At 46.4% G+C, this 22,012-nt stretch carries 18 protein-coding genes; 7 read left to right on the forward strand and 11 right to left on the reverse strand.

Annotation, left to right across the window (positions count from 1 at the left end):
• Positions 1-59 precede the first annotated feature (59 nt).
• The 3 genes from NC796_RS12980 to NC796_RS12990 form a co-directional block, all read right to left on the reverse strand.
• Positions 60-242, reverse strand: a complete 183-nt coding sequence (locus NC796_RS12980) for a PID-CTERM protein-sorting domain-containing protein (protein ID WP_310684953.1) — start codon at positions 240-242, stop codon at positions 60-62.
• Between the two features lie 18 nt (positions 243-260).
• Positions 261-3,041 (reverse strand): choice-of-anchor D domain-containing protein, encoded by a 2,781-nt coding sequence (locus NC796_RS12985; protein WP_310684955.1) that lies wholly within the window; start codon positions 3,039-3,041, stop codon positions 261-263.
• Between the two features lie 81 nt (positions 3,042-3,122).
• Positions 3,123-3,713: a tail fiber protein gene (locus NC796_RS12990; protein ID WP_310684957.1), complete on the reverse strand. Its 591-nt coding sequence runs from the start codon at positions 3,711-3,713 to the stop codon at positions 3,123-3,125.
• A gap of 383 nt (positions 3,714-4,096) precedes the next feature.
• On the opposite strand from NC796_RS12990, the gene NC796_RS12995 reads away from it, so the two are divergent.
• Together NC796_RS12995 and NC796_RS13000 are read left to right on the forward strand one after the other, a co-directional pair.
• Complete coding sequence (locus tag NC796_RS12995) at positions 4,097-4,714, forward strand: hypothetical protein (RefSeq protein WP_310684958.1); 618 nt, start codon at positions 4,097-4,099, stop codon at positions 4,712-4,714.
• Positions 4,715-5,091: 377 nt separating this feature from the next.
• The gene (locus NC796_RS13000; protein WP_310684960.1) at positions 5,092-5,667 is read left to right on the forward strand and encodes a peroxidase-related enzyme; all 576 of its coding nucleotides are present in this window, start codon (positions 5,092-5,094) and stop codon (positions 5,665-5,667) included.
• A gap of 248 nt (positions 5,668-5,915) precedes the next feature.
• Here the strand turns inward: NC796_RS13000 and NC796_RS13005 are convergent, their stop codons facing one another.
• Positions 5,916-7,016: a glycoside hydrolase family 5 protein gene (locus NC796_RS13005; RefSeq protein ID WP_310684962.1), complete on the reverse strand. Its 1,101-nt coding sequence runs from the start codon at positions 7,014-7,016 to the stop codon at positions 5,916-5,918.
• A 226-nt stretch (positions 7,017-7,242) separates the two neighbouring features.
• Between NC796_RS13005 and NC796_RS13010 the strand changes: the two genes are divergently transcribed.
• On the forward strand, positions 7,243-7,752 hold the full coding sequence (locus NC796_RS13010) for a hypothetical protein (RefSeq protein ID WP_310684963.1): 510 nt from the start codon (positions 7,243-7,245) through the stop codon (positions 7,750-7,752).
• Positions 7,753-7,824: 72 nt separating this feature from the next.
• Here the strand turns inward: NC796_RS13010 and NC796_RS13015 are convergent, their stop codons facing one another.
• The 3 genes from NC796_RS13015 to NC796_RS13025 form a co-directional block, all read right to left on the reverse strand.
• Positions 7,825-8,100 carry a hypothetical protein gene (locus tag NC796_RS13015; RefSeq protein ID WP_310684965.1) on the reverse strand — a complete coding sequence of 92 codons (276 nt, stop codon included), beginning with the start codon at positions 8,098-8,100 and terminating at the stop codon, positions 7,825-7,827.
• A 113-nt stretch (positions 8,101-8,213) separates the two neighbouring features.
• The gene (locus tag NC796_RS13020; RefSeq protein WP_310684967.1) at positions 8,214-9,263 is read right to left on the reverse strand and encodes an ABC transporter ATP-binding protein; all 1,050 of its coding nucleotides are present in this window, start codon (positions 9,261-9,263) and stop codon (positions 8,214-8,216) included.
• Complete coding sequence (locus tag NC796_RS13025; RefSeq protein WP_310684968.1) at positions 9,260-10,738, reverse strand: iron ABC transporter permease; 1,479 nt, start codon at positions 10,736-10,738, stop codon at positions 9,260-9,262. The genes NC796_RS13020 and NC796_RS13025 overlap by 4 nt, the downstream gene beginning before the upstream one ends.
• A 438-nt stretch (positions 10,739-11,176) precedes the next feature.
• On the opposite strand from NC796_RS13025, the gene NC796_RS13030 reads away from it, so the two are divergent.
• The 4 genes from NC796_RS13030 (at position 11,177) to NC796_RS13045 (ending at position 14,968) form a co-directional block, all read left to right on the forward strand.
• A complete protein-coding gene (locus tag NC796_RS13030) occupies positions 11,177-11,704 on the forward strand; it encodes an SPOR domain-containing protein (protein ID WP_310684972.1) in 528 nt (175 codons plus the stop codon).
• A 732-nt stretch (positions 11,705-12,436) separates the two neighbouring features.
• Positions 12,437-12,790 (forward strand): STAS domain-containing protein, encoded by a 354-nt coding sequence (locus NC796_RS13035; RefSeq protein ID WP_310684973.1) that lies wholly within the window; start codon positions 12,437-12,439, stop codon positions 12,788-12,790.
• Between the two features lie 14 nt (positions 12,791-12,804).
• On the forward strand, positions 12,805-13,227 hold the full coding sequence (locus NC796_RS13040; RefSeq protein ID WP_310684975.1) for an ATP-binding protein: 423 nt from the start codon (positions 12,805-12,807) through the stop codon (positions 13,225-13,227).
• 7 nt (positions 13,228-13,234) lie between these two features.
• Complete coding sequence (locus tag NC796_RS13045; protein WP_310684977.1) at positions 13,235-14,968, forward strand: SpoIIE family protein phosphatase; 1,734 nt, start codon at positions 13,235-13,237, stop codon at positions 14,966-14,968.
• Between the two features lie 238 nt (positions 14,969-15,206).
• Here the strand turns inward: NC796_RS13045 and NC796_RS13050 are convergent, their stop codons facing one another.
• From NC796_RS13050 to NC796_RS13065, 4 genes are all read right to left on the reverse strand, one after another.
• Positions 15,207-16,733, reverse strand: a complete 1,527-nt coding sequence (locus NC796_RS13050) for a transglycosylase SLT domain-containing protein (RefSeq protein WP_310684979.1) — start codon at positions 16,731-16,733, stop codon at positions 15,207-15,209.
• A gap of 254 nt (positions 16,734-16,987) precedes the next feature.
• A complete protein-coding gene (locus NC796_RS13055) occupies positions 16,988-19,408 on the reverse strand; it encodes a TonB-dependent receptor (protein ID WP_310684980.1) in 2,421 nt (806 codons plus the stop codon).
• A 614-nt stretch (positions 19,409-20,022) separates the two neighbouring features.
• Positions 20,023-20,913: a DMT family transporter gene (locus NC796_RS13060; protein WP_310684982.1), complete on the reverse strand. Its 891-nt coding sequence runs from the start codon at positions 20,911-20,913 to the stop codon at positions 20,023-20,025.
• A gap of 24 nt (positions 20,914-20,937) precedes the next feature.
• Complete coding sequence (locus NC796_RS13065; protein ID WP_310684984.1) at positions 20,938-21,345, reverse strand: DUF4293 domain-containing protein; 408 nt, start codon at positions 21,343-21,345, stop codon at positions 20,938-20,940.
• Positions 21,346-22,012: the final 667 nt, after the last annotated feature.

Below are 22,012 nucleotides of genomic sequence, written 5' to 3' on the forward strand. Positions count from 1 at the left end.
ACTGATTGTTTAAATGTTGTTGGTTTAAGTGAGATTTTTGTCAATAAATCACTGGGTTGCTACTCATTTTGATTACCCCAAAGTTTTTTTAGGCCATAGGCTCCTCCGGCAATCAACATCCAGATAATGCCACCATCGATAGGTGCCTGGGATGGATCGCTTGGTAACCCCGGTTGGGCCAGTGCAGAGGCAGTTACGATAAATATGATTAATAAAACAATGCTTGGAATAGTCGTTTTCATAGTAACTAGGTATTTTTATTACTTGATTAATGTCATTTTACGGGTGAATGTTTGCCCGGCACTCTTCAAATGATAAATATAGATTCCGCTTGAAATGTCTTTGGCATTCCAGGTGACTTCGTAATTACCCGCTGGCTTGGTTTCATTTACAAGCGTTGCCACTTCTTTGCCCGCCATGTTATAAACCTTGATCGAAACCTGCGTTTCATTCGGTATGGCATATTCAATTTTGGTGGCAGGATTAAAAGGGTTGGGGTAATTCTGTTTCAGGCGGAAATTTTCCGGAATTGATTTCCCGGGCTTTCCACCTGCAACTGGGCTTTCTTTTGATATTGTCAGTTCAAATCGGGCCTCTTCCCCCCGGGGCGTGGAAGAAATTTGTGGATTTGTCTCACCACCTGTTTTTTGGCGTACCTTACTTTTATCCGACTCAAAACTGAATTCATATTGTCGCTCAGAATCCAGGTTTACTTTTTTGCCCGTTTCCAAGTCATGTAATACGAAATCCCATTCACTGGAAAGATTGGAGCGTTTCCACGTGAGTGTTAATGGAATGGACTCTGAGGTTTGCACATATAGCGGGATTGTTTCCTGACCGTCCTCCATTTCCAGTGGGAGGTGATTCTGCATCATGTTTTGATTGTTTACCCGACTATAGATCATGGCGTGTCGTGATCCCGGCAGAGCCCAAAGTTGATAAGCATCCCGGGGGTCAATGCCTTCTAAAGCATTTTGGCTGAATACAAATCCGCCTCGACCTTTTAGTTCATCCTGTCCTTCCAGGGTGAAGATCAATCTCTTTTTCGGTTCTTTTTCCTTGTAATACGTTGCGGAATTGGAGGTGCGGTCTTCATTGTCCAGGTTGAGGTTCCCAGATTCGCCGGAGGTTTCTACCCGAACGAAAAATGCCTGGAAAGGGGCGAGAGCTTTAGAGGCTCCAGAGCTTAACTGTTGGTAGTTTCCGCTTGCAGCATCCCAGACGTACGCGCTCGTATTCGCCGAGCCGTCGACCTCCTGCAGGGTAGATATGACAGCATCTACAGATAAGTTCGTGCCAAACGGGTTGCCAATCAGGTTCCAACCCTCATCACCGTCGGTGGTGGAATTTGTATTTTGATCGGTGTTGGATACCGGGATGGAAACGGGAGTGCTGTGCGGGCTGCCACTGGTTGATAGCGTTTTTGGCCAGTCGCCCTGTGTGCCGCCTGCCTCATAGTCATCATCGGCATATACGTACACGGCGTAACCGGTACCTGCGCTGGGTGTGGTATTCAGATCACCTGTAAAACCGGAGAACGATTCCGTGGATTCATCAAAAGTATAGATGTTGGGATCTGCACCCGGCGCGTCAGAATTGGTAGCGCTCTGGATCCAGATACTGGAAAAAAGATCTGAGAGATTGGTCTGGAATGGGTTGCTAATAAACTGCCATGCATCCTGGCCATCAGTTCCACCCATGGTCACTTCATTTTCGTCAATGGTTATGTTCATAGTGGATGCTGAGGAGGAGAACTCAGTGCCATCTCCTACTTTAAAGGTGAAAGAAACAGCTCGGTAACCGGTGGTATTGGAAGGTGGGATATATCGCAGGTGTCCACTCTGCAGGTCACTTATGCTTATGTCATCTCCAGCTGATACGCCTTCTCCGTCATTGGTATCGTTGCTATTGGCATCGAGGTACAGGGTGCCACTGCCGGGCAGAGTAGTGATATCCACGGCACTCAACGCATCGCCCCCGTCGCTGTCGGTGAAGGGAAAATCGCTGTCGTTAAAGGAGAATTCAGTACCGCTTACAGCGAAGATCTCACTATCTGAGCTTGTGGGTACCGAGTTGGAGCCTGTCCCTTCAATGCTGAAGTTATACGGGTTCTCATCCCCGTCGTTGTTGGAGATCGAGATTTCGGCAGTCCTTGTGCCTTTGGCTGAAGGATCAAATTCCACGGTGAAGGTGTCATTGTTGCCGCCGGAAATTGATGAGGAGGGCTGGCTGGTTACTGTAAAATCCCCGGAGTTAGTCCCGGAAATGTCCACAATCGGTGAGCCTGACAGCGAAAGACTTGCGCTGCCGGTATTCTGGATAGTGAACGACTTGCTTATCGTGCCACTTGCTGCCGCTACGGATCCAAAGTCGGTGTTGTCCCCGCTGGCCGGGGAGGAGTCTCCGTCGCTGATTTCTGTGCTGTTGCCCTCAATCGCTATTTCGGGTGAGGCAGTTGTTTTCGTAAGAGAAATCGCATCGAAAAAGATATTATGGAATCTGTCACCGCCACTATCGCCTGTGTCTTTTGAGTATATCTCAACCCGGATGGAGCGGGTGCCCACAGGAGCGGTACGAGAATCGGTCTTTTCCCCCCAGCCGCCGGTTGGAGCACTGTAACCGGAATCGTATGTTTCAATAGGACTGTTCCCACTGTCCAGAAATTTTACCACAAATTTGCCCTCATCGGAATCATAACCGTTTGACTGAAGCCAGCCGCTGAACTCAATGGTGACATTCCCCGCATCAATTGCGCTGGCATCCCCGGTAACATCTACGATCTGATACATAGTTTGTGTATCCGGATTGCTATCACCGCTGTTAAGTTCGTTAAACGCATATGTGCCCTCTTTAGCCGCGGGTGCATAACTTTCGTTTTCACTTACTTCCTCAAATTTTCTTTCTGTGTTGCTATTAGTCCAACCTGCAAAGCTTCCACTCTCTGCCCCTCCATTGGTCAACAGCTCGGTTTGTGCAAAGGAACTAATAGGTAGTGCTAGCAGTACCGGCAGAATGAGTATAAAAAGATGATATCTCTTCATAGTGTGAGTAATTTTTTTAAATGAATAGGAATTGTGGAGGAATAGTCGATTAGCCTTTAACGCTATTGTGCCCAGATAGCCTTAACTTCTGGGTGGAAATATACCCGTTACAGCAATGATATAATTCAGACCCTGATATGGTTGCCTGTTGGGAATTGGGTCATTATTACCTGTGTTACTGGTCTGTACCTCGATATTCCCGGCAATACTGTTTCCATTCAAGGTGGTGTCGCCGTTACCATCTGAATAGGGGTAAATAGGGTAAGAAGTAGTTCTGTCTTTTTGGAAAAGGCCTCTAGCAAGATAATTCCCATCGGGGACTGCAGTATTTCCTTCTTCAATTGTTGCCATCAACGACAGGTTGGCATTAGCTGTTGCCCCGTGATTGTGACTGGGCAGATGTGCTACGTTTAAGTTTGTCTCTTCCTGACCTCCTTTTTCACCATCATTTATGGGTCTTAGACCGGGTCCACGACCAGCGCCCACAACGACTCTGCCTCGCAAGTCCGGGAGTGCAAATGTGGTTCTGCCATCTCCGCCAAATTTTGCTCCTAAAAGAGAGAAAAGAGCAGTATTGGAAGAAATGGGTAGTATTTGCCCATGGCAAAACTTCCACCCTCTTGGTGCAAAATTGCCTGCGAATAATATGATTTCGGCAATAAAATGTTCCATATACGGATCTCCTGAATGTATTTAATTTTTAAATTGTACCCGAATAATCTTCAGCGCTGAACATCTTAGATAGGCTAACCCTCTCAAAAAGCCACGAATTTCCAAATGGCTGTAAATAAATTAGGGGATGTGAAATTACATGCAAGGCTGTTCTCAGCTTGTCAACGGGACCTGGCCTCCCATTTGTCATTTCAATGAGCAAGCTCCATGTTTACAGTGCATTGATTCCAGAGGAGATCGAAATCAGATGTGATTTGGTGAATGCAATCGTTTATACCAAAGAGCGTAATGGAACAAGCATTTCTACTTAACTGTACAAATAAAGTCAAAATTATGTACATTGTTGACGAAGTCAGTGATAATGTTCATTCAGGCTCACGAATATGGGAACAAAACGCAATTCGATATCGCCCCGACGAGAAAAGATTATTCAAGTCTTGGAAGATGCAGGTGAGGCGATGCAGATTCGTGATATTGTAGACCAAACCGGTATGGATTACAACAATGCCCGGAGTGCGCTTTCAGAGATGACGAAGATGGATCTGTTGGTTCGGGTGCACCGTGGGGTGTATGACCTTCCGGACCGCGTTGAACAGGAGGATATGGAGTCGCCCGACCATCCCCTGCAAAAGATATTGCTTAATCAGCAGATCCTGAAAGTATTGCTGAATATTGTCATTACGAACAAATCACTGATGGAAGCCCTGCTGCTCGGCCAACAGGAAATTATCAGCACGATCCGTAAGATAAGCCCTGAAAATGAGGAAGGCGAAGAGGCGATCAACGATCTTGAGGAGATTTTTGCAAAACGTATTGAATGGCATTTCGATATAGCCGCCGAGCAGGTAGTGGAGCAATATACCAAGCTGCCGGAAGAGGTGTTGGATGTGCTTGTGGCACCGCTCACCCGCGACAAGGACCTAGAGGGAAGCCTGATTTCGCGTCTCCAGAAAAAATACAAGGCCCATGAGGAGGGCAAGACAGAATCTGAGAAGTCCTAGCCCTCCGCAGAATTGGTTTAAATTATCCGCCCAGATTTTTTAAAACATTATGAATAAGCGGCAATTTTTTTGCATTTTTAAAATGACGTCACCCACTTGTTATTAGCTCTTATTAAAGTTACATTTTTGTTGGCTCAAATGAGCTTTATTAACCCTTGCGGAAAATACATGTTGTTGTGACGTTACGAACTTGTCATCGAGTGGTTGGTTCTATGGTTTTGAGTCGGAGAGCCTTGAGCTTTGGTGTGCTATCAGAAAGTATTAGATCACTCTTGAAAGGGATATTTTGTGTTCATATCGAACCACAAAAGAACTTTTTTCAAGTTTGTATCTTGGGGCTGGAGATAAAGAGAATTTTAAAATTAGGAACAGGAAGAATGGCTTACATTTCAGTGGAGGAAGGATTGCCTGGAATTTTGGGATTGCTGGAGTTCCGGCAAGATACTGCCAAACCGATTCGAGAACTAACACAATTACTACTTCGGGGTCCATCTCCCCTGAATGAGGGTGAAAGGGAGCTTATCGCCGCTTTGGTTTCGCACCGTAACAAGTGTGCATTCTGTGATTCCGCGCACACCGCCACCGCTGATCTTCTCATTGGAGATTCAGACGTTACAGCCGCTATAAAAGAGGATATAGACAGCGCTCCGATAAGTGACAAGATGAAAGCGCTTTTAAAAATAGCCGGAAAAGTCCAGCAAAGTGGGCGTATGGTGAAGGATGAGGATGTGACTGCGGCCCGGGAAAAAGGAGCAACAGATCAGGAGCTCCATGATACAGTTCTGATTGCCGCTCTTTTCAGTATGTATAATCGATATGTTGACGGCTTAAACAGCTGGACACCGGAAAATCCAAAATTCTATAAATCACTTGCCCGACGGATCGGACCCAAAGGATACAATCGACCCCCGAACGGATATGAAGGAAACAAATATTTTAAAACGGATGAGTAGGTCATTTCTTTTACATTTAGACCGGGTCAACAGATAGGGAAAAGCGGTTTAATAGGCTATTATTGGATGCCAAATGAATTTTACTTGGGCGGTAGGGGGGCAGCAGTGCTCCCCACTATGCGGGGCTTCGCCTTTAATCAACTTCAGCGTTGGAGCAGCTGACCGACCAACCAGGTCAAGTTGACGATGTAGAAGTAGTCGGGGAGAATTAAATTCTACCCGGCTATCCCGCTTTCTGCTATAAGGTATCATTTCCGTAGTTCTGGACTGTCGGGAACCAGCGCTTTTAGAAGCCCATCTCTCCATTGATTCTTCTCGCGGTCGTAGATGCCAAAGCCTGCGCCAAATTCCCAATAGCTCCAACTGAAATTGCGCTCTTCCGCCGCGTTACGAATGAAGGTTGTCCAGCTTTCTCGCGATTCCTGGGGAGCCGCACTATAGGCCCCGAACTCCCCGAGATAAATCGGTCGGTTATGGGTATCAGCCCAATTCTTAACCGTGTCAAAGTCTGCCCTAACAGCTTCTTTTTGTTCTTTGGTAGCTGTCCAGGTAGTGCCCAGCCACTCTTCAGCTTCATCCCCGGCCCAGCTTGCACCCTGGTGGGTAAACTGGAATGGATTGTAGTAATGAACCGTCACAATAATGTTGCGATCATCATAGGGAACGGAAAGGTCCTGCAGCCCTCCAATTCCACCCCAGGGAGCGGTGCCGACAACCAGAGTGCGATAAGGATTTGATTCTCGAATAACATCGATGGCCTCTCTCAAATACCGGTTCCAAATTTCAGCCGAAAGATTAGCGTGGGGTTCATTGAGTGGTTCGAAAAGCAGGTCGTTTGACGTATTGTGGTAGTGTTCAGAAACTTGTTTCCATATTGCCAAAAATCGCTCCTTGTGCTCTTCCGGTTCCTCCATCAATTCGTTGTAGTGATGGATATTGAGTATAACCATCAGGTCTCGTTCGAGGCACCACTCAATGACCTGGTCTACTCGGTCAAAAAAAGTACTCTCAATAGTATATGGTTTGCTGTTCTGGGCATGTGCGTTCCACCTCGTGGGAATTCTTACGGCGTCGAATCCGGCATCCTTGATCAACTGGATATACTCTTCTTCAATCCTCATCCCCCAGTCACCCTCTTTGGGTGCTTCAAGTGCATTTCCCAGGTTAACACCCTTTCCCAATGCTCTGTTTCGCTCAAAGGGGTCGACAGGATGTTCAGGTTTTGGTTGTACCGGTCCATCGGTTTCCTGCTGTTCTAGCTCCTGGCTGTTTGAACAGCTGGGTAACACTGCCAACGCAAGCAATGCCAGAAGTAAGGAATAGATTAGAGAATTGGATTTTACTTCCATGATAATGCAGAGTTTGAAGTTAATTTCACCATGACATTCCTCAATAAAGACAAGTCATCAGGTAAATTGCACTTTTTTTGCCAGAAAATAAGAAGATGGTTTGAATCAGATACAGTTTCAGAAAGCTGTTTGGCATTACTAAAAAATACCCAAACCTTTTATTCACTTTTCAATATATCTTTATTACTTTAGACTCATTCTAAACAAGAAATTTAAGTTTTCTTTCATGCAGTCATACAGTTCCATATTCTTTGCCTTGATAACCACCTTGTTAGCCGGTGCATTCTTTATTCACGGGTGCAGCCAGCCTTCCGAAGATCAACAGCGCCAGCAATTTGCCAAAGTGAGCCAGGGGCAAACTCCTGAATTGGCAGAATACATGCAGCACATTCGCAGGTATACGCACAAGCTCAGTCTTTCTATTGAGGCACGGAATGGTGATTTGGCGGATTTTTATATGCATGAGCTCCAGGCATCAGCGCTTGCCGTCAAGCAGGATGTGCCGGGCTACGAAGGATATGATATAGCCTATTTTACAGAGCTAATGTTTGACCCCGCTGTTGATACCCTTCGCACGTCGCTGAATGCCAGAGACTGGGATCTGATTGACAAAAATCTGGACAACCTCATCAACTCCTGCAACACTTGCCACAATGCAACGGGACACGGATTTATCAATGTGACAGAGGGCGTGGATAAAAATCCGTATAACCAGGTGTTTGAACCGGAGGAGTAGAAATGCTCCATAAATCGGCATAGATCGGCGATCCTACTATCATTTGATTTATGGGCTGAGTGGAAAAGGCTATCACCTTCGTCCCCTGTTTAGCAGGCCAATCACTACGCTGAACAACGCAGCTCCCAGTATAGACCAGACGATGGGAAAGGTTTCTCCGTCAATGTTGATGGGAAGCAGGTAGGTTAGGCCCAGCTCGGCAGCCAGCCACTTGCCAATGAGGGCGCCGATAAATCCCACGGCCGCAGATACCAGGCAGCCGCCCATGGAGTAACCGGCAATACTTTGTCCAATGGCCCCACAGATGGCGGCAATAACTAACAGGATTAAAAATCCCGAAATACTCATAGCAGGATAATTTGGTTAAAGTCTGTTTAAACGTTGATCAGGAGTAAGAGTTTCAAAGATATTTGTTTTGAATAACCCGATCTACCCCTGAGGCTATTATTCAATATTAGTACTTAGATATCCTCTTGCAATACCACGGCAGATTCCAGTGGCTTAATAATTACTTTTTCTTCCGGATCAAACAGCAGCCGGTTATCGGTGTGCACAAGGTAGCGTTCATTGTTTAGCAAGACGTGGTAGGTGATGTCGTGCCCCTTGAATTCACGACTTAAGATCGTACCGATATTGGGTTCAGGCTCTGCCCCATTTGCTTTTTCAAGTGTCAGGTGTTCGGGACGTATAGAGCACAGAACGCGACCTTTAGCGTGACAATTGAGGCGTAGTTTACCGAGTTCTGTCATCACTTCCTCATCACCGGAGGCATCGACATGGAACAGGTTGGTGCGGCCAAGAAACTGTGCTACAAATTTTGTTCTGGGTTGGTAATAGACCTCTTCCGGGGTGCCGATCTGCTCGATATGGCCGTTGTTCATTACAGCGATGCGATCGGCAAAGGAGAGCGCCTCTTCCTGGTCGTGGGTTACCAGCAGTGCGCTCATGCCTGCCTTTTTTAGAATGCTGCGGACCTCTTTCCTCGTCGTATCACGGAGAACGGCATCGAGATTGGAGAACGGCTCATCCAGCAGCACCAGCTTCGGTTTGGGAGCGATGGCACGTGCCAGGGCTACTCTCTGTTGCTGCCCCCCGGAAAGTTCACTTGGATTGCGGTCTTTGTAATCGCCCATGCCCGTGCGGCAGAGCACTTCTTCAGCGTATACATGCCGCTTGTGTTTTGGAATGTTCGTCAGCCCAAAGGCAACGTTGTCAATCACCGACAGGTGCGGGAAGAGGGCGTAGTCCTGGAATACAAACCCGATGCCGCGATCTTGAGGCGCCACGTGTTGTTTGGGGGATTCAAGCAATTTCCCCTCGACATAAACCTCTCCCTCATCGGCGCGTTCGAAGCCGGATATCAGTCGCAGGGTGGTTGTTTTGCCACAACCACTGGGACCCAGCAGTGCAAAAATTTCGTTCTCCTTAACATCAAATGTCAGTGAATCCACCACCGGCCCTGTATTGTCGAAGGCCTTGGTCAAATTGTTAATGTTCAGCAGTTGATTCATGTTTTGTTCCATTCGCGAGTAAATAGTAGGCCGACAAAAAATGTCGAAAATATTAAAATTGTAAATGCAAACGGTGCCGCTTCGGCAAACATTGCTTCACCGGTATAGGACCATACATTTAACGCAAGGGTGTTAAATCCTATTGGGGAAAGTAAGAAAGTAATAGATAATTCTTTCATAGCGGATAAAAAAACCAAAGATGCCGATGCAATAATTCCACCTTTGAGCAGGGGAAGTGTTACTTTTATAAATGATTTGATCGGGGAGTAACCCAGCGACTTTGCTGCATCCTCCAGCTGGGGTGGCGCTTGGTATAATGAGCTTCGTATCGGTCCAATGCCCTCTGCCAGGAAGTGAAGGGAGTAGGCAATGATAAGCAATAGCAGCGTTTGATAGAGAAACGGGGACACATAGAGTGAAAAGAAAACAAACGCCAGTGCAAAGGCCAGCGGTGGGGTGGCGTATCCCAGGTATGCCACGCGCTCCAGCAGGTTCGTCAAATTGCTTTTGAAGCGCACTCCCACATAGGCAATTGGTATTGCTATCACCGTTGTAAGCACGGCAGCCGGCGCCGATGCTGCTACAGAGTTCCAGAACGAGGATAGCAGGTCAGTAGACAGACTGGAAAACGAGACCTCACCCAGCCAATATCCGATGGAAGAAAGGGGGAGCAAAATAGCTATTGCGGTGTATACGCCGATGAACAGGTAGGCAGGTATTTTCCAGGGACCGAGCTCCAGGTATTTTTGCTCCCGGCTGGCCCCGCGTCCCAGCCGGTGGAAAATGGCTTTGCGCAGGAGACGGTATTCCAGTACAAGTGCGGCGGTTGTGAGGGCCAGCAGCATCAGGGCCAGCCAGGCGGCGTAAATACGGTCGTAAGCCGCTACATACTGCAGGTAGAGGGCATAGCTGAAGGTTTCGAACCGCATAAGTGAAACCGTACCAAAATCCCCAAAAACATGGAGGGCAACCAATAGAAATCCTGCCAGGAATGCAGGTTTGAGCTGCGGGAGAATAATTTTGAAAAAAGTGGATTTTGCATCGTGACCCAACGATCGGGAAGCCTCCTCAATCGAAGGGTCCATCCCCAGGAGCGCCGTGCGGAGATTCAGGTAGAGATACGGAAAGGTGCATATGCTAAGTACCAAAAGTGATCCCCAAAAACCGCTGGGCCGCGCCATTGTAATTCCAAACCATTGGTACAAGGTACCATTGTAGCCGCCCAGCCCCATAAATGCATAGGCCATGACATAGCCCGGCATGGCAAGCGGGACGACTCCGAGCAGGGTAATTAATTTCCGTGCAGTGATATTACACCGGGCTGAGAGGTACGCGAGGGGGAGAGCAAGCATGGTATCTACCACTAATACGCCAACGGTGAGCAGCAGCGTGTTTGCCAGCAAGCGCAGATTTCTGGTGCGTAGTACAACTTCGTTCAGGGTTTCACCCGAGGCACCGAAAGCCCTTATCAGCAAATAGAAAAGCGGCAGAAGAACCCCGATTGTGATCAGTAGAACGGGTACCAGCAGGTACCATGGAGGAGTTTCTTTTTTATGTATTTTTAGCCCCAGGATAGGTTAACCTAAAGTCACTTTAAATTTTTTAATAAAAGATATTTTGTGCTCACTAATTGCAGAACTGTGTGACTGACCCACTTGTTATTAGGCTGGCATCAGAGCAGTTAAAAATTTAGACCAAATCTAAATAGATAGGCGTTTTTAAGCAACTATTAATGGGGATAAAAAGAGCTTTACTGGGAGAATGGAGGATAGTCCGGAAATTATATAATATCTTTGTACTTAGATTATGCTTTAATATCTTTAAATACTTGTGTGGAATAAAATAATGGATATTTTTTTTGTTATATAATGTGCATCAGGAGTTTAACAACTCTTCAACTTAATTTTTCTATTATGAAAACATTTTCAATATACCTGTTAACGACTATTACATTAATCAGCATGCTTAGCGCATGTGGTCCCAGCCAGCAAGAGCAACAGCGGCAGCAGCGGGAACAGGCCCGCCAGGATTCACTTGAACAGGTACGCCAGCGGCAGTTGCAGCAACAGCGTCTCGACAGCATTGCTAAAGCTAAAAAACAGGCCGAAGCTGATAGCCTGGAAGCAGCAAAGAAAAAGAAAGAGGCACAAATTCAGTTTGATCCCAATGGCCCCTTGGCTGTACAGGTGGAAGCGTGGCGATCACGTGATAAAGCGCAGGGCCAGGTTTCGAAGTGGAAAGAACGCGGTTTTCCCAATGCATATGTCGTAAAGCACGGAAATGCTGAGACCGGTAATATTTGGTTCCGGGTAAGATTAGGCAGGGTTGCATCTCAAACAATGGCCGATCGTCTGGGGGAGAAGTTGCAGGATGAGTATGGCGAAGAATATTGGGTAGCTTCTGTGCAGGGAGAGGGGACCACTCCTGAACCTGCAGACTAAGCTTCTCATTTGTACTTTTATCTGAGCACCGGGGGGCGCTTCGGTGCTTTTGTATTAGTTGGCTCATAACTACTGCTTAGTACGCACGTACTAATACCCGGCATGTCCAAACTTCATTACCTTGCAAGGTTCTTATTCCATTATGATTTTCTTTTTCCCTTTCAAAAGGAAAAGCCAGCTCTTATTTATTGTTTCGTTATTTTTTGTGTAGAATTGCATCAGTTTGCCTGTTATTTGTGGAAGTAGATAAAAAAAGAAAGGGTGTTTTATGCTCACAAAACATTTCAAAAAGTAATAACTCAAAATAAAAATTATCAGATTTCAGTTTAATTTTTCCTCATTAGACGGGGTTTCCCGTAATATATTGTGGGTATATCTCCTATTGAGGCTGAATGAGTAAGTAGAATGAGATTATTAACTTTTTTATTCGGATAGGTGTTTAGGCTTATAAAAATATTTGTTTTCCTACTGTTTTATTCCTTAAATTACTGTGCGCTCAAGTAGCGTCTCTCTTGATGAATAGTCAGGACCTCACACCTGATACGTGTGAGGTCCTATTTTTTTGAATCCTTTCTGAGAAAAATCCGTATACCCCGAACTTCCTTTCGAAAATTTAATGTCAAAAAGGGTTGTACAACAGCATCAAATAGAGGCGATGGATAATCACAAAATTTTTTATGTTTACGAGTTACTATTACAATTGGCGTTCATTAAATCCTTATAAGCGACAAAATGAAAAATTTCAGTATTAACCATCGGCAGGTTGAATCTTTCGATGTGCTTGAGCTAAGTGGAGAGCTGGATGCACATACGGCATCGCATTTGGAAGATTCACTACGCGAACTCATCGACAGGAATAAGTATCACATTATTGTAAACTGCAGCGACCTTGACTATATCGCCAGCGCGGGTCTCGGTGTATTTATGGCTTATATAGAAGACGTTCGGAGTCTGGGGGGAGACATAAAGCTTACAAATATGAACTCAAAAGTATTTAATGTGTTCGACCTACTGGGATTTCCCACGCTCTATGACATACTGGATGATGAAGAGGAAGCGATAGAAAAATTTGAAACTGAACAATAAAATCTGCCGAGACATTGCCCAAGCATAATTCAACACATACCATGCGGGTTCAGGCTTCGACGGAGCATCTGGCAGAGGTACGGAATTTTGTAGCCAAACACGCCAAGAGTTTTGGATTTAAGAAACAGGATGTCGCTGATATTCGCCTGGCAGTCGATGAGGCCTACACCAATATTATTAAACACGCTTATAAACATGACAAGAACAGGCTGGTAGATATTAAGCTGGGATATAACAGCAATGAGTTCTGGGTGTCGCTGCTGGACAGTGGCAAGACATTTGACCCCTCATCCTATACTGAGCCGGATGTACGTGAAAAGATCAAGCAGAAAAAGCGGGGCGGTGTGGGCGTGTACCTTATAAAAAAATTGATGGATGACGTCGAGTACAGCAAAGAGGGCCAATTGAACAAAATCCGCATGACTAAAAAGAAATAACTTAATTTTGAGCAGTAGAACTCCCGAAATCGAGGATCGGCACAGTCGTTTTGAGCTAAAGACTCTACTTGAAACATCCCGTCTCCTTATCGAGTCGCACGATATGGAGTTCGTGCTGAATAATTTGCTGCTGATCACCATGGGCAAGCTTCTCATCACCAAGGCCATGGTGCTTATCTATCAACCGGGAGAAGAAAATTACGTTGTCAGCAAGTCGAAAGGCCGGGGATGCCCAGAAGAGGGTACCAAAGTTTCCTTCCCTGAACCCGAGCGAGCCAGAGAACGCTCGATCATACGGCAGGATACCGACGATATTGCCCTGCCTGAAATTATTGAGGGCGAAACCCAGTGCACACTTTTCAACCTGCAGACCAGTAATCATCACCTTGGATTTCTCTGTCTGGGCGCAAAAGGGAATAAACAGCCGCTTAGCGATCACGAGCGTGAATTTATTGAGAGCCTGGTTATCATTTCCTCTGTTGCCATCGCCAACTCCCGGATGTTTACCGAACTCCGCCGCATCAACCGTATGCTTGATCGCAAAGTCTATGAACTGAATACCCTGTTCGATCTGAGCAAGGATTTTAACATGATGGTGGACCGGGATGAGATCGTCCGGATTTTTAAGTTTGCCATGCTGGGACAGATGCTGATCCGAAAATTTTTCTTCATACTTCAACAGGGTGAGGAGCGGTCGATGGTTGCCGCAAGTGGTATTAAAGGTGAACCGAGTGAAGAAGAAGTGGAGAAGCTCTTTGGCTTTGAGAAGGACCTGGTAGAAGTTGGGGATGAACTCCGAAAAAAAGTACCTTTTCTCGAGAACAATGAGATAAAAGCGGTAATTGGTCTCAATTTTCAAAGTGACAAAATTGCACTCGTCGGGGTGGGAGCGCGAGCCAACGGGGAGCCGTACAGCAAATCGGATTACAACTTTTTGCGGTCGCTTGGTAACCTTGCGCTGCTTTCCATACAGAAAACGTATCTGCTGGAGGAGCGAATTGAGAAAGAGCGTATTGAAGAGGAACTCAACATCGCCAAAAAGATACAGCGGGGGCTGCTGCCGGACCCGATTCCGGAGATTGAGGGCCTTGATTTGGCTGCTACGAACCTTTCTTCATACCAGGTGGGAGGTGACTACTTTGATATTGCGCAAACCCCGGATTCCAACTACCTGTTTGCAATTGGGGATGTAACCGGCAAGGGGGTGCCTGCGGCCCTGCTTATGGCCAACCTGCAGGCAATGTTGCACGTGTTGCTGCCTATTGAGATTACGCTCGGGGAGGCAACCAACCAGATCAATGATATCATGTACCATAATACCCCTTCCGACAAGTTTATCACATTCTTTTGGGGAAAATATTACAACCAAAACAAAAGCTTTAAATTTGTAAATGCAGGTCACAACCCACCCATTTGGCTGAAAAATGGCGAAAATAAGGCCGAAGAACTGGAAGAAGGCGGGCTTATCCTGGGAGCGATGCCCACGATGACACCATACAAGGAACAAAAAATATCGCTTTCTTCTGGTGACATCCTCGTTTTTTTTACAGACGGTGTTACTGAGGCGTTTAACCCAGATCAGTCTGAGGAGTATGATGAGAAGCGTCTTACGGAATGTATTAGGCGTAACAGGGACAGAACGGCCAAAGAGATTCAGGATGCTATCATCGATGATGTGAATGTATTCACCCAGGAAACCCAGTACGACGATATTACGCTTATTGTGATTAAGGTGAAATAATCTAACTTTGTGAACAATAAAACGGATGGGGAGATCGCCGCGTCGACCTCATCGTTATGCCCAAAAGGGCAACAAAGCCTCCTCGCGATGACAGTTATTATTTTGAGTTAGTCTTTTTCGAATTCAGGTTAATCTAAGTTAGCTTTGGTATTCCTCAACGCATTTCCCTTAATAAAAAAAGCGCCTGATGAAATCACCAGGCGCTTCAGTAATAAATGCTTTTAACTCCAGTCCGTCGTTAGTTGAGCATACCCACCATGCTGAGTTGACGCTGGGCCATCTTGTGTTCTGTCATAGCCAGTATCGACTCATATGTTTTGTGGCGATTTATGATCTCTTTCACATAACGTACTGTTTCGATACCCCGGCAGAATCCGAAACGGGCATCTTTATAATATTTACGCTGCATTAGCTTCAAGAGCGCATCCGAGACATTCTCCCACTCGTTCGGGTTTTTGTTGTGATCGATCGCCAGGCGACGGGCGTCAGCAACGTGCCCCGGACCGGCATTGTAGGTAGCCAGTGCAAAGGCCCACTGGTTTGTGCTGTCGAGGTAAGAGTAGTGCTTCAGGTGCTCTTTGATGATACGTACACCCTCACGCAAGTTTACTTCGGCATCATACAACAGCTGTTCATTTTTAACCTGTGAAAATTGCGGCATAACCTGCATGAGGCCTACAGCACCAGCCCAGCTTTTGGAGTTCGGGTTGAATTTCGTTTCCTGTGCGATGATGGAGGCGACCATCAGCCAGTCAATATCCGCTGAGTCGGCCACTGTCCTGATAAGATCGTCATAAGGTGAAATAATGCCTGTCCCTTCGATCTCCGAGGCAGGCCTAAAGAATTCCGCCACGGGTTTGTCACCTTCAAAATACCGTTTCCGCAACACGTTCAGGAAGGTAGATCGCTTGGGTTGCCCCTCCTGTGCACTAAACCGGAAGTGTTTGTACATGAAGCGATTCATACGCGATTCCAGGTCAGGCGAATTTTGGCGGATAGCCCAGGCGATGGTGTCATTGCGCGCAATGGTTGGCCCTTTCATGAGATTGTTCATGTAGGTGCTGGAAGCCTGGTACATGTTGTTATCCGCAACAGTGGCCAATCGATTGTTTCTGGCAAGTTCAAAAAGGAGTGATTCGGTGTCCATATCGCTGGATGCAAGCCGAATCTCAAAATCATACCCCTGGGATTGCAGCTCCTGCAACCGGTTGAAGTAGGAACTGTTACGACGTACCGAAATCGGGATATCGCGTTGTGCCAGCTCCTCCAGTGTCGAGGGGGGATTCACTACCTCATCCGAGAAAACAATCATCTGATTAACAAGATTGTACGGACGGGTAAAGTTAACATATTTTTTGCGCTCGGGAGTAATGGTATAGTTCGCTGCAATGAGATCTCCCGCCCCGCTATTCAGCAGGTCGTATGGGTTCTCGTTGGGCCCGACAATGACAACTTCGAGGGCCAAATCATGTTCATTGGCAAATTCACGAACCAACTCATACTCGAATCCTCTTTCAATACCCTGATGCAGAAAATAGGTATTGGAGCTGTAGTTTGTGATCATGCGCAGGACACCACTATTCTCGATCTCCTCGAAGTCACGCTCTACAGGTTCAGTAACTGAAACATTAAGTCCATTATCATCAACAACGCTCTCTTGCTCAGTATTCTTACGCTCCTTGACACAGCCGGCGACTGTTATACCAACAGCCACTAAGGCAGGAAGAAGGAGATTGCGTGAGAAATGATGAGATTTGGCATTCATAGATAAGTTATTCGTTAGAAAAATTGAATCGACAACACGCTGTTATCGACGTCGTACCTAGCCACTGTAAATGTTTAAACTCTCATTTTTCATCACCGCAAGATACGGATTATTACATGAAAGCAACACATTTAATAAGTCTCTAATGTTTATTAATAATGACTCAAATGCTCTATTGTGCGCGTATTAACGGTGGTTTTACGATTTTTGTCGATAAATAGTTCCATTTCAATAAATGCTTTTAAGCAAAAAATCTATAAATTTGCGCGAAATGCGACAATTACATTGCGACCCGGTGCGCTTATGCCAGATGAATAAGGCCGGTAGTGTTTGTCCATGACATTCTCTACCCCGGCATTGACCCGGATCGTTTCATTTACCTGGTAGGATGCCTTTGCGTTGAGGGTAGCCCATCCCGGCGTTCCGTCCGGTGTATAAAGGTGTGGTTTGTTTCTCTCAGAGGGAGAAAAATCTTTAATATCCTTTTTGCCGTTATACTCGGTATAGAGCTCCACTTTGATGCTTTCGGCTTTGTAGGTAATCCCTGATTTGCCAAAAACCGGGGCTACATGACGCAGGGGTTCGTCATTGGTAACATCTTTTCCCTTGGTGTAGGTGATATTCGAGTTTAAGCTCAGGTAGGGAGTTACTTCCAGCGTAAGGTCGGCGCTGAAGCCATAGATGTAGGCTTTGCCGGCGTTCACCACAGCCTCCACCTTGCTGAGCTCTCCATCATACATGATAGAGTCCTGGCCGGCAAACTGGTAGTCTCTACGCACCATGGCATCCCGCAGCCAGGTATAAAAGCTGTTGAGCTCAATGCGGGCTTTCTGATCAAAACGTTTGATAATCGAGAAATCTACATTATAGGAATATTCTGATTTCAGATCTTTATTGGGGACGATGACGGTGCCCGGTTCAGAGTCAAATACTTTTGCGGCATCATCTACATTGGGGGCGCGAAAGCCGGTCGACCCGTTCAGGTTGAACTGCAGGTTACTGGCCGGCCTGTAGGTAAAGCCAAGACTACCGCTGAATGCACCTGTGTTGATCGCTATCTCATCAAATGGGAAATCATAAAATTCGGTACTCCTAAACCGGGAGTTTAGCATAACATGACTGTAACGCGCCCCCAGGATGGCGGTCAGTTTACTACCCAGGTCTTGCCGATATTTGCTGTAGGCGGCGATTTGAGAGTAGTCGCTTCCCCCATCGGGATAGCGCGTTGCCACAGGCTGGCTGGCTCCGGTGGTTATATTGGTTGTATTGGCGTCGGATGAGACATAGTTGTAGACTCCCTCCAACCCGTAGAAAAGCTCCTGGTCTTCTCCCCAGCGCTTGTCAAAGTCAAAGTTGGCCGTGACCACATCGATATTTTCTTCCCGGTTCCGGAGGCTGGTATCGCTGTAATCCCGGTCATTGCGGCTTTCCTGGAACCATTGCTGTGCCACGGTAGCACTCATGTTGTCGTAGAATTTGGTGGATTCGGCCGTGTTCAGTTCCAGCGCATTCATCATCCAGATTTGCGGACCGTAATACCACGCCCCGTTTACAAAGGAACCTGTATCCCCGTTTTCACGTTCAATGAGCCGGTCATACCGCGGAATATTACCCGTAGTGGAATAGTGAAACCCGTAGTTGAGATTCCAGGCTTTGTTCGGTCGGTACCGCACTTTCTGCATCAGATTCAGCTGTTCGTAGCCGGAGTGTTTTTGGAGCGTCACGTCACCATTATTCATAGTGCGATCGTTGCCGTTCACCCTGGCCTGGTATTCCTCGCGCTTGCCAAAATCGGGGTATTTGTTATAGAAATCTCCCCCGGAGCGAAGATCGTCGTAGTTGCTGTAGGTTACACTCGTCAGCAGTCCCCAGTTTTCAAACCCTACATTGAAGTCCCCGTGAATCGTACGCTCATTATTAGCGGTAGAGTACCGCGCCATGGAGTTGGCCTTGACATTGGTTTGATCTGAAAAAGAAAGCTCCGGGTCCCGGGTTTGAAAGTTCATGACACCGCCCAGCGCATCGCTTCCATAGATAATCGAGCCCGGACCAAAGATGACTTCGGTGCGATCCAGGGCGTTGGCATCAAGTGAGATGACGTTTTGGAGGTTTCCACTCCTGAAAATGGCATTGTTCATGCGGATGCCATCGACAGCAATAAGCACCGAATTGGCCGCAAACCCCCTGATCATGGGACTTCCGCCACCCAGTTGACTTTTTTGAACAAACACTTTGCCGGAACTTTGAAGCAGGTCGGCTGTGGTCTGGGGATTACTGAAACTGATCTCCTCAGTGCCGATCTGGGTGATTTTTTGCGGAATCTGGGATTGATCCTGCGCCCACTTGCTGGCTGATACATAAACTTCGCCCATTTTAACTGAACGTTCCGAGAGTTTTACCAGGAAATCGAGCTTCTGGATCTGTTTGTAGGAGAGCGTGATTCTTTTGTACGAGGCATGTTGAAAGGTGATGAAGTCTCCCGGACCGAATCCCGATATATCGACCTGTCCCCCCGCGTTGGTCATCGCGGTTTCATCTTTATCCTGGTTGAACAGGTATACCTTGGATATTGGTTGTAAGTTCGTTTCATCTACTACTTTGATCTGTTGCGCTGATATAAGGCCAGGCAGAATACAAAATATGGAGAACGTAGCTAGATAAAATAATTTTCTCATGAATCAGAATTTTCAAACGATAGTTAAAATCGACGAAAAGCTACGCTATAAAATCGATGATGTAAATACTATGATCATGCTATTACAGCGCAAAATTAATCATGGCTTTGTTCGAAAAGTTCCGTTAGCCTTTTTCATGGTTAGAGGTGTTTATTTTTGTCTGAGTAAATTCCAATGACAGACTAGAGAGCTGCCGCGGGAAAAGTAGTGTTCGAATTTTCATTTTGGGCCTTATTAACGTTGTAGTGTTCATTTTTTCAGTGAGGAAAAAATGAACCAAAAAATTCACCGCCGATGTAAATTGTCGCTGCGTTCGCTCCACCACCGCTAAAACCATTTAACTCGATCCGCTGGACTGCGCGGATCTCAGACACAAATGGTTTCTTAACGCTTCGGCTGCGCTCTCTTTTTTTCAGCGAAATTTACGTTAGGGCGGATAGAGGGATTTTACCTTATGACTTTTGACTTTAGGACCTTAGACTTTTTTCCAACAATTCAACATCTCAACAACTCAACGTTTTGAGGCTACAGATTTTCTTAACGCTTCCCTCCGTTCCGGGGCACCTTTACGAAGGCCAAAAAGACAGATACTTTTAAAAAATACTTAGCAAGTCCTAATTATTACGCGGCTTTCGTTTCCAGGTTAAGCCCACTCCCACAATGATGACCAGCATGGCCAGGAATGAGGTCAGTGGAGGCAGTTCATTAAACAGGACATACGCCAGGAAGGTCGCGAAGATCGGTTCGGTGAGAATCAATGTGGAGATCAGGGTGGGAGAGATATACTTGACGGCGTAATTCATGGAGCCATGTCCCAGTATTTGGGGAAATACCGCCATCCCGGTGGCCGAGGCCGCCCCGATCAGGCTTATCTCGAACAGATTTTCGCCCAGTAACAGTGCAGCGACCACGCATGTGGCCCCGGCATAGAAATAAACCGGGAAGACATAATCGACCCATTCTCTTTTCTGGCGGATTTTTTGCCCGATCAGGATATATATAACAAAGATCAAGGCTGCACTTGTAGCTAAAAAGTTTCCAAACAGCGGGTCGGCAAAATCCTGTTCAATCTGGCTGTCGGAGATTCCAAGCAGCACCGATCCCAAAAATGCCAATGCTACACCGATCCAGGTGGTGAGGGCAAAGCTGCGTTTAAACCAAAGCCGTTCAACAAGGATAATGATTATGGGATGAATAGTCACCAGCACTGCGGCTGAAGCCACTGAGGTGTAGTGCAGGGAAGAGATCCAGAGGATAAAGTGAATGCCCAGGCAGACCCCGGCCACCATGGTGTAGATTTTATCTTTGGTTGGTGTCGTCGAGCGGTCCCGGTTCAGCAACCAGTATGGTATAAGTAAGGCGGATGCGATCACCGTACGATAGGCTGCCAGAACCAGAGCCGGTGTTTCTGGCGTAAAGCGTACAAAGATGGGAGAAAATCCGAACGCAACCAGTCCCGCTGCAAGGGCGCTGATTACTTTGAGACGCGGATACGAGTCGGGCATAATAATGTCTGTTTTGTACCCGGCCTACCGGATGCGGTCCATCGATCGGACCAGTTCTTCATCCTTTTTAATATTGCGAAGTGCCAGGATTTGAGCAACAAGGCCGAGCAGTAGCAAGCCTGTCCCCAGGAGCTCGTCCCAGAGAAATACCCCAAATCCGCCGAGGGAGAATAAGATGCCAACGCCCCATCCCAGGCTGGCTACTTGTACCAGCATGGTGCGCTTTACCCAGGTAATTTGAGTTGGACGATTGTTGTAAAGGAAGATGCATACAATCGACAGCAGGGCGGCCAGAGTCAGCACAACGGCAAATCCAATGCCGATCCACTGCTGGGGATCCTGCATGGCGTGGGAATAGAGTGGGTTAAAGAAGACCAGCCCGTCAAGTATAAAGGCCACGAGTAAAAAAACGGTTTGTATTCGCTGTATCACGATACTGATAAATTTAATCTGAAATTCAGAGCGCCAAGATACAATTTATTAGTGATTTGCTCATCCTTATTTGCAAAACTTATCTGAGTTCTATCTACAGTAGGAAACGAACTGCCATTCTTTCGGCTCAAGTTATGATAACCAAAGCTATAACTTAACGTTAACTCGGGATAATAAGCTCTAAAGATGTGGTGAGACTTCCGTTCTCCGGCCTTCGAAATTTTTGTTGACCAGAGTGACCAGAGCCGGAGCGTTAAGAAACCATTTCTGTTTGAGATTCGCGCCTTCCAGCGGATCGAGTTAAATGGTTTTAGCGCAGGCGTAGGGAACGCAACAAAAATTTCACCCGCCGGCGACGTTTTTGGTTCGTTTTTTCGTCGTTCAAAAAATGAACAGCTACAAAAGCTCTCTTAGTGACAGACAATCTAAGATTCTAGCAAATTCTTAACCCCAGTTCACGTTAAATTAGCATTTTCAAAATGCAACAACCCAGGTATAAGGTTTCAGGAATACGTAAAGTCCGATTAGTTTTTTAATTTCAAGAGGCCTTTGAATTACCTGCCGATTTGGGTCGTGTTTAATTTTGCGGGTACAAATAGGTAAAAACCGGCAAAATAATCCATAAATGCACCTTGCATTTTTCGTTTTAGGCCGAAATATCGGCCTC

Origin of the sequence: Aliifodinibius sp. S!AR15-10, from assembly GCF_031569985.1 — a bacterium.
Taxonomy (GTDB): Bacteria; Bacteroidota; Rhodothermia; order Balneolales; family Balneolaceae; genus JAMQKA01.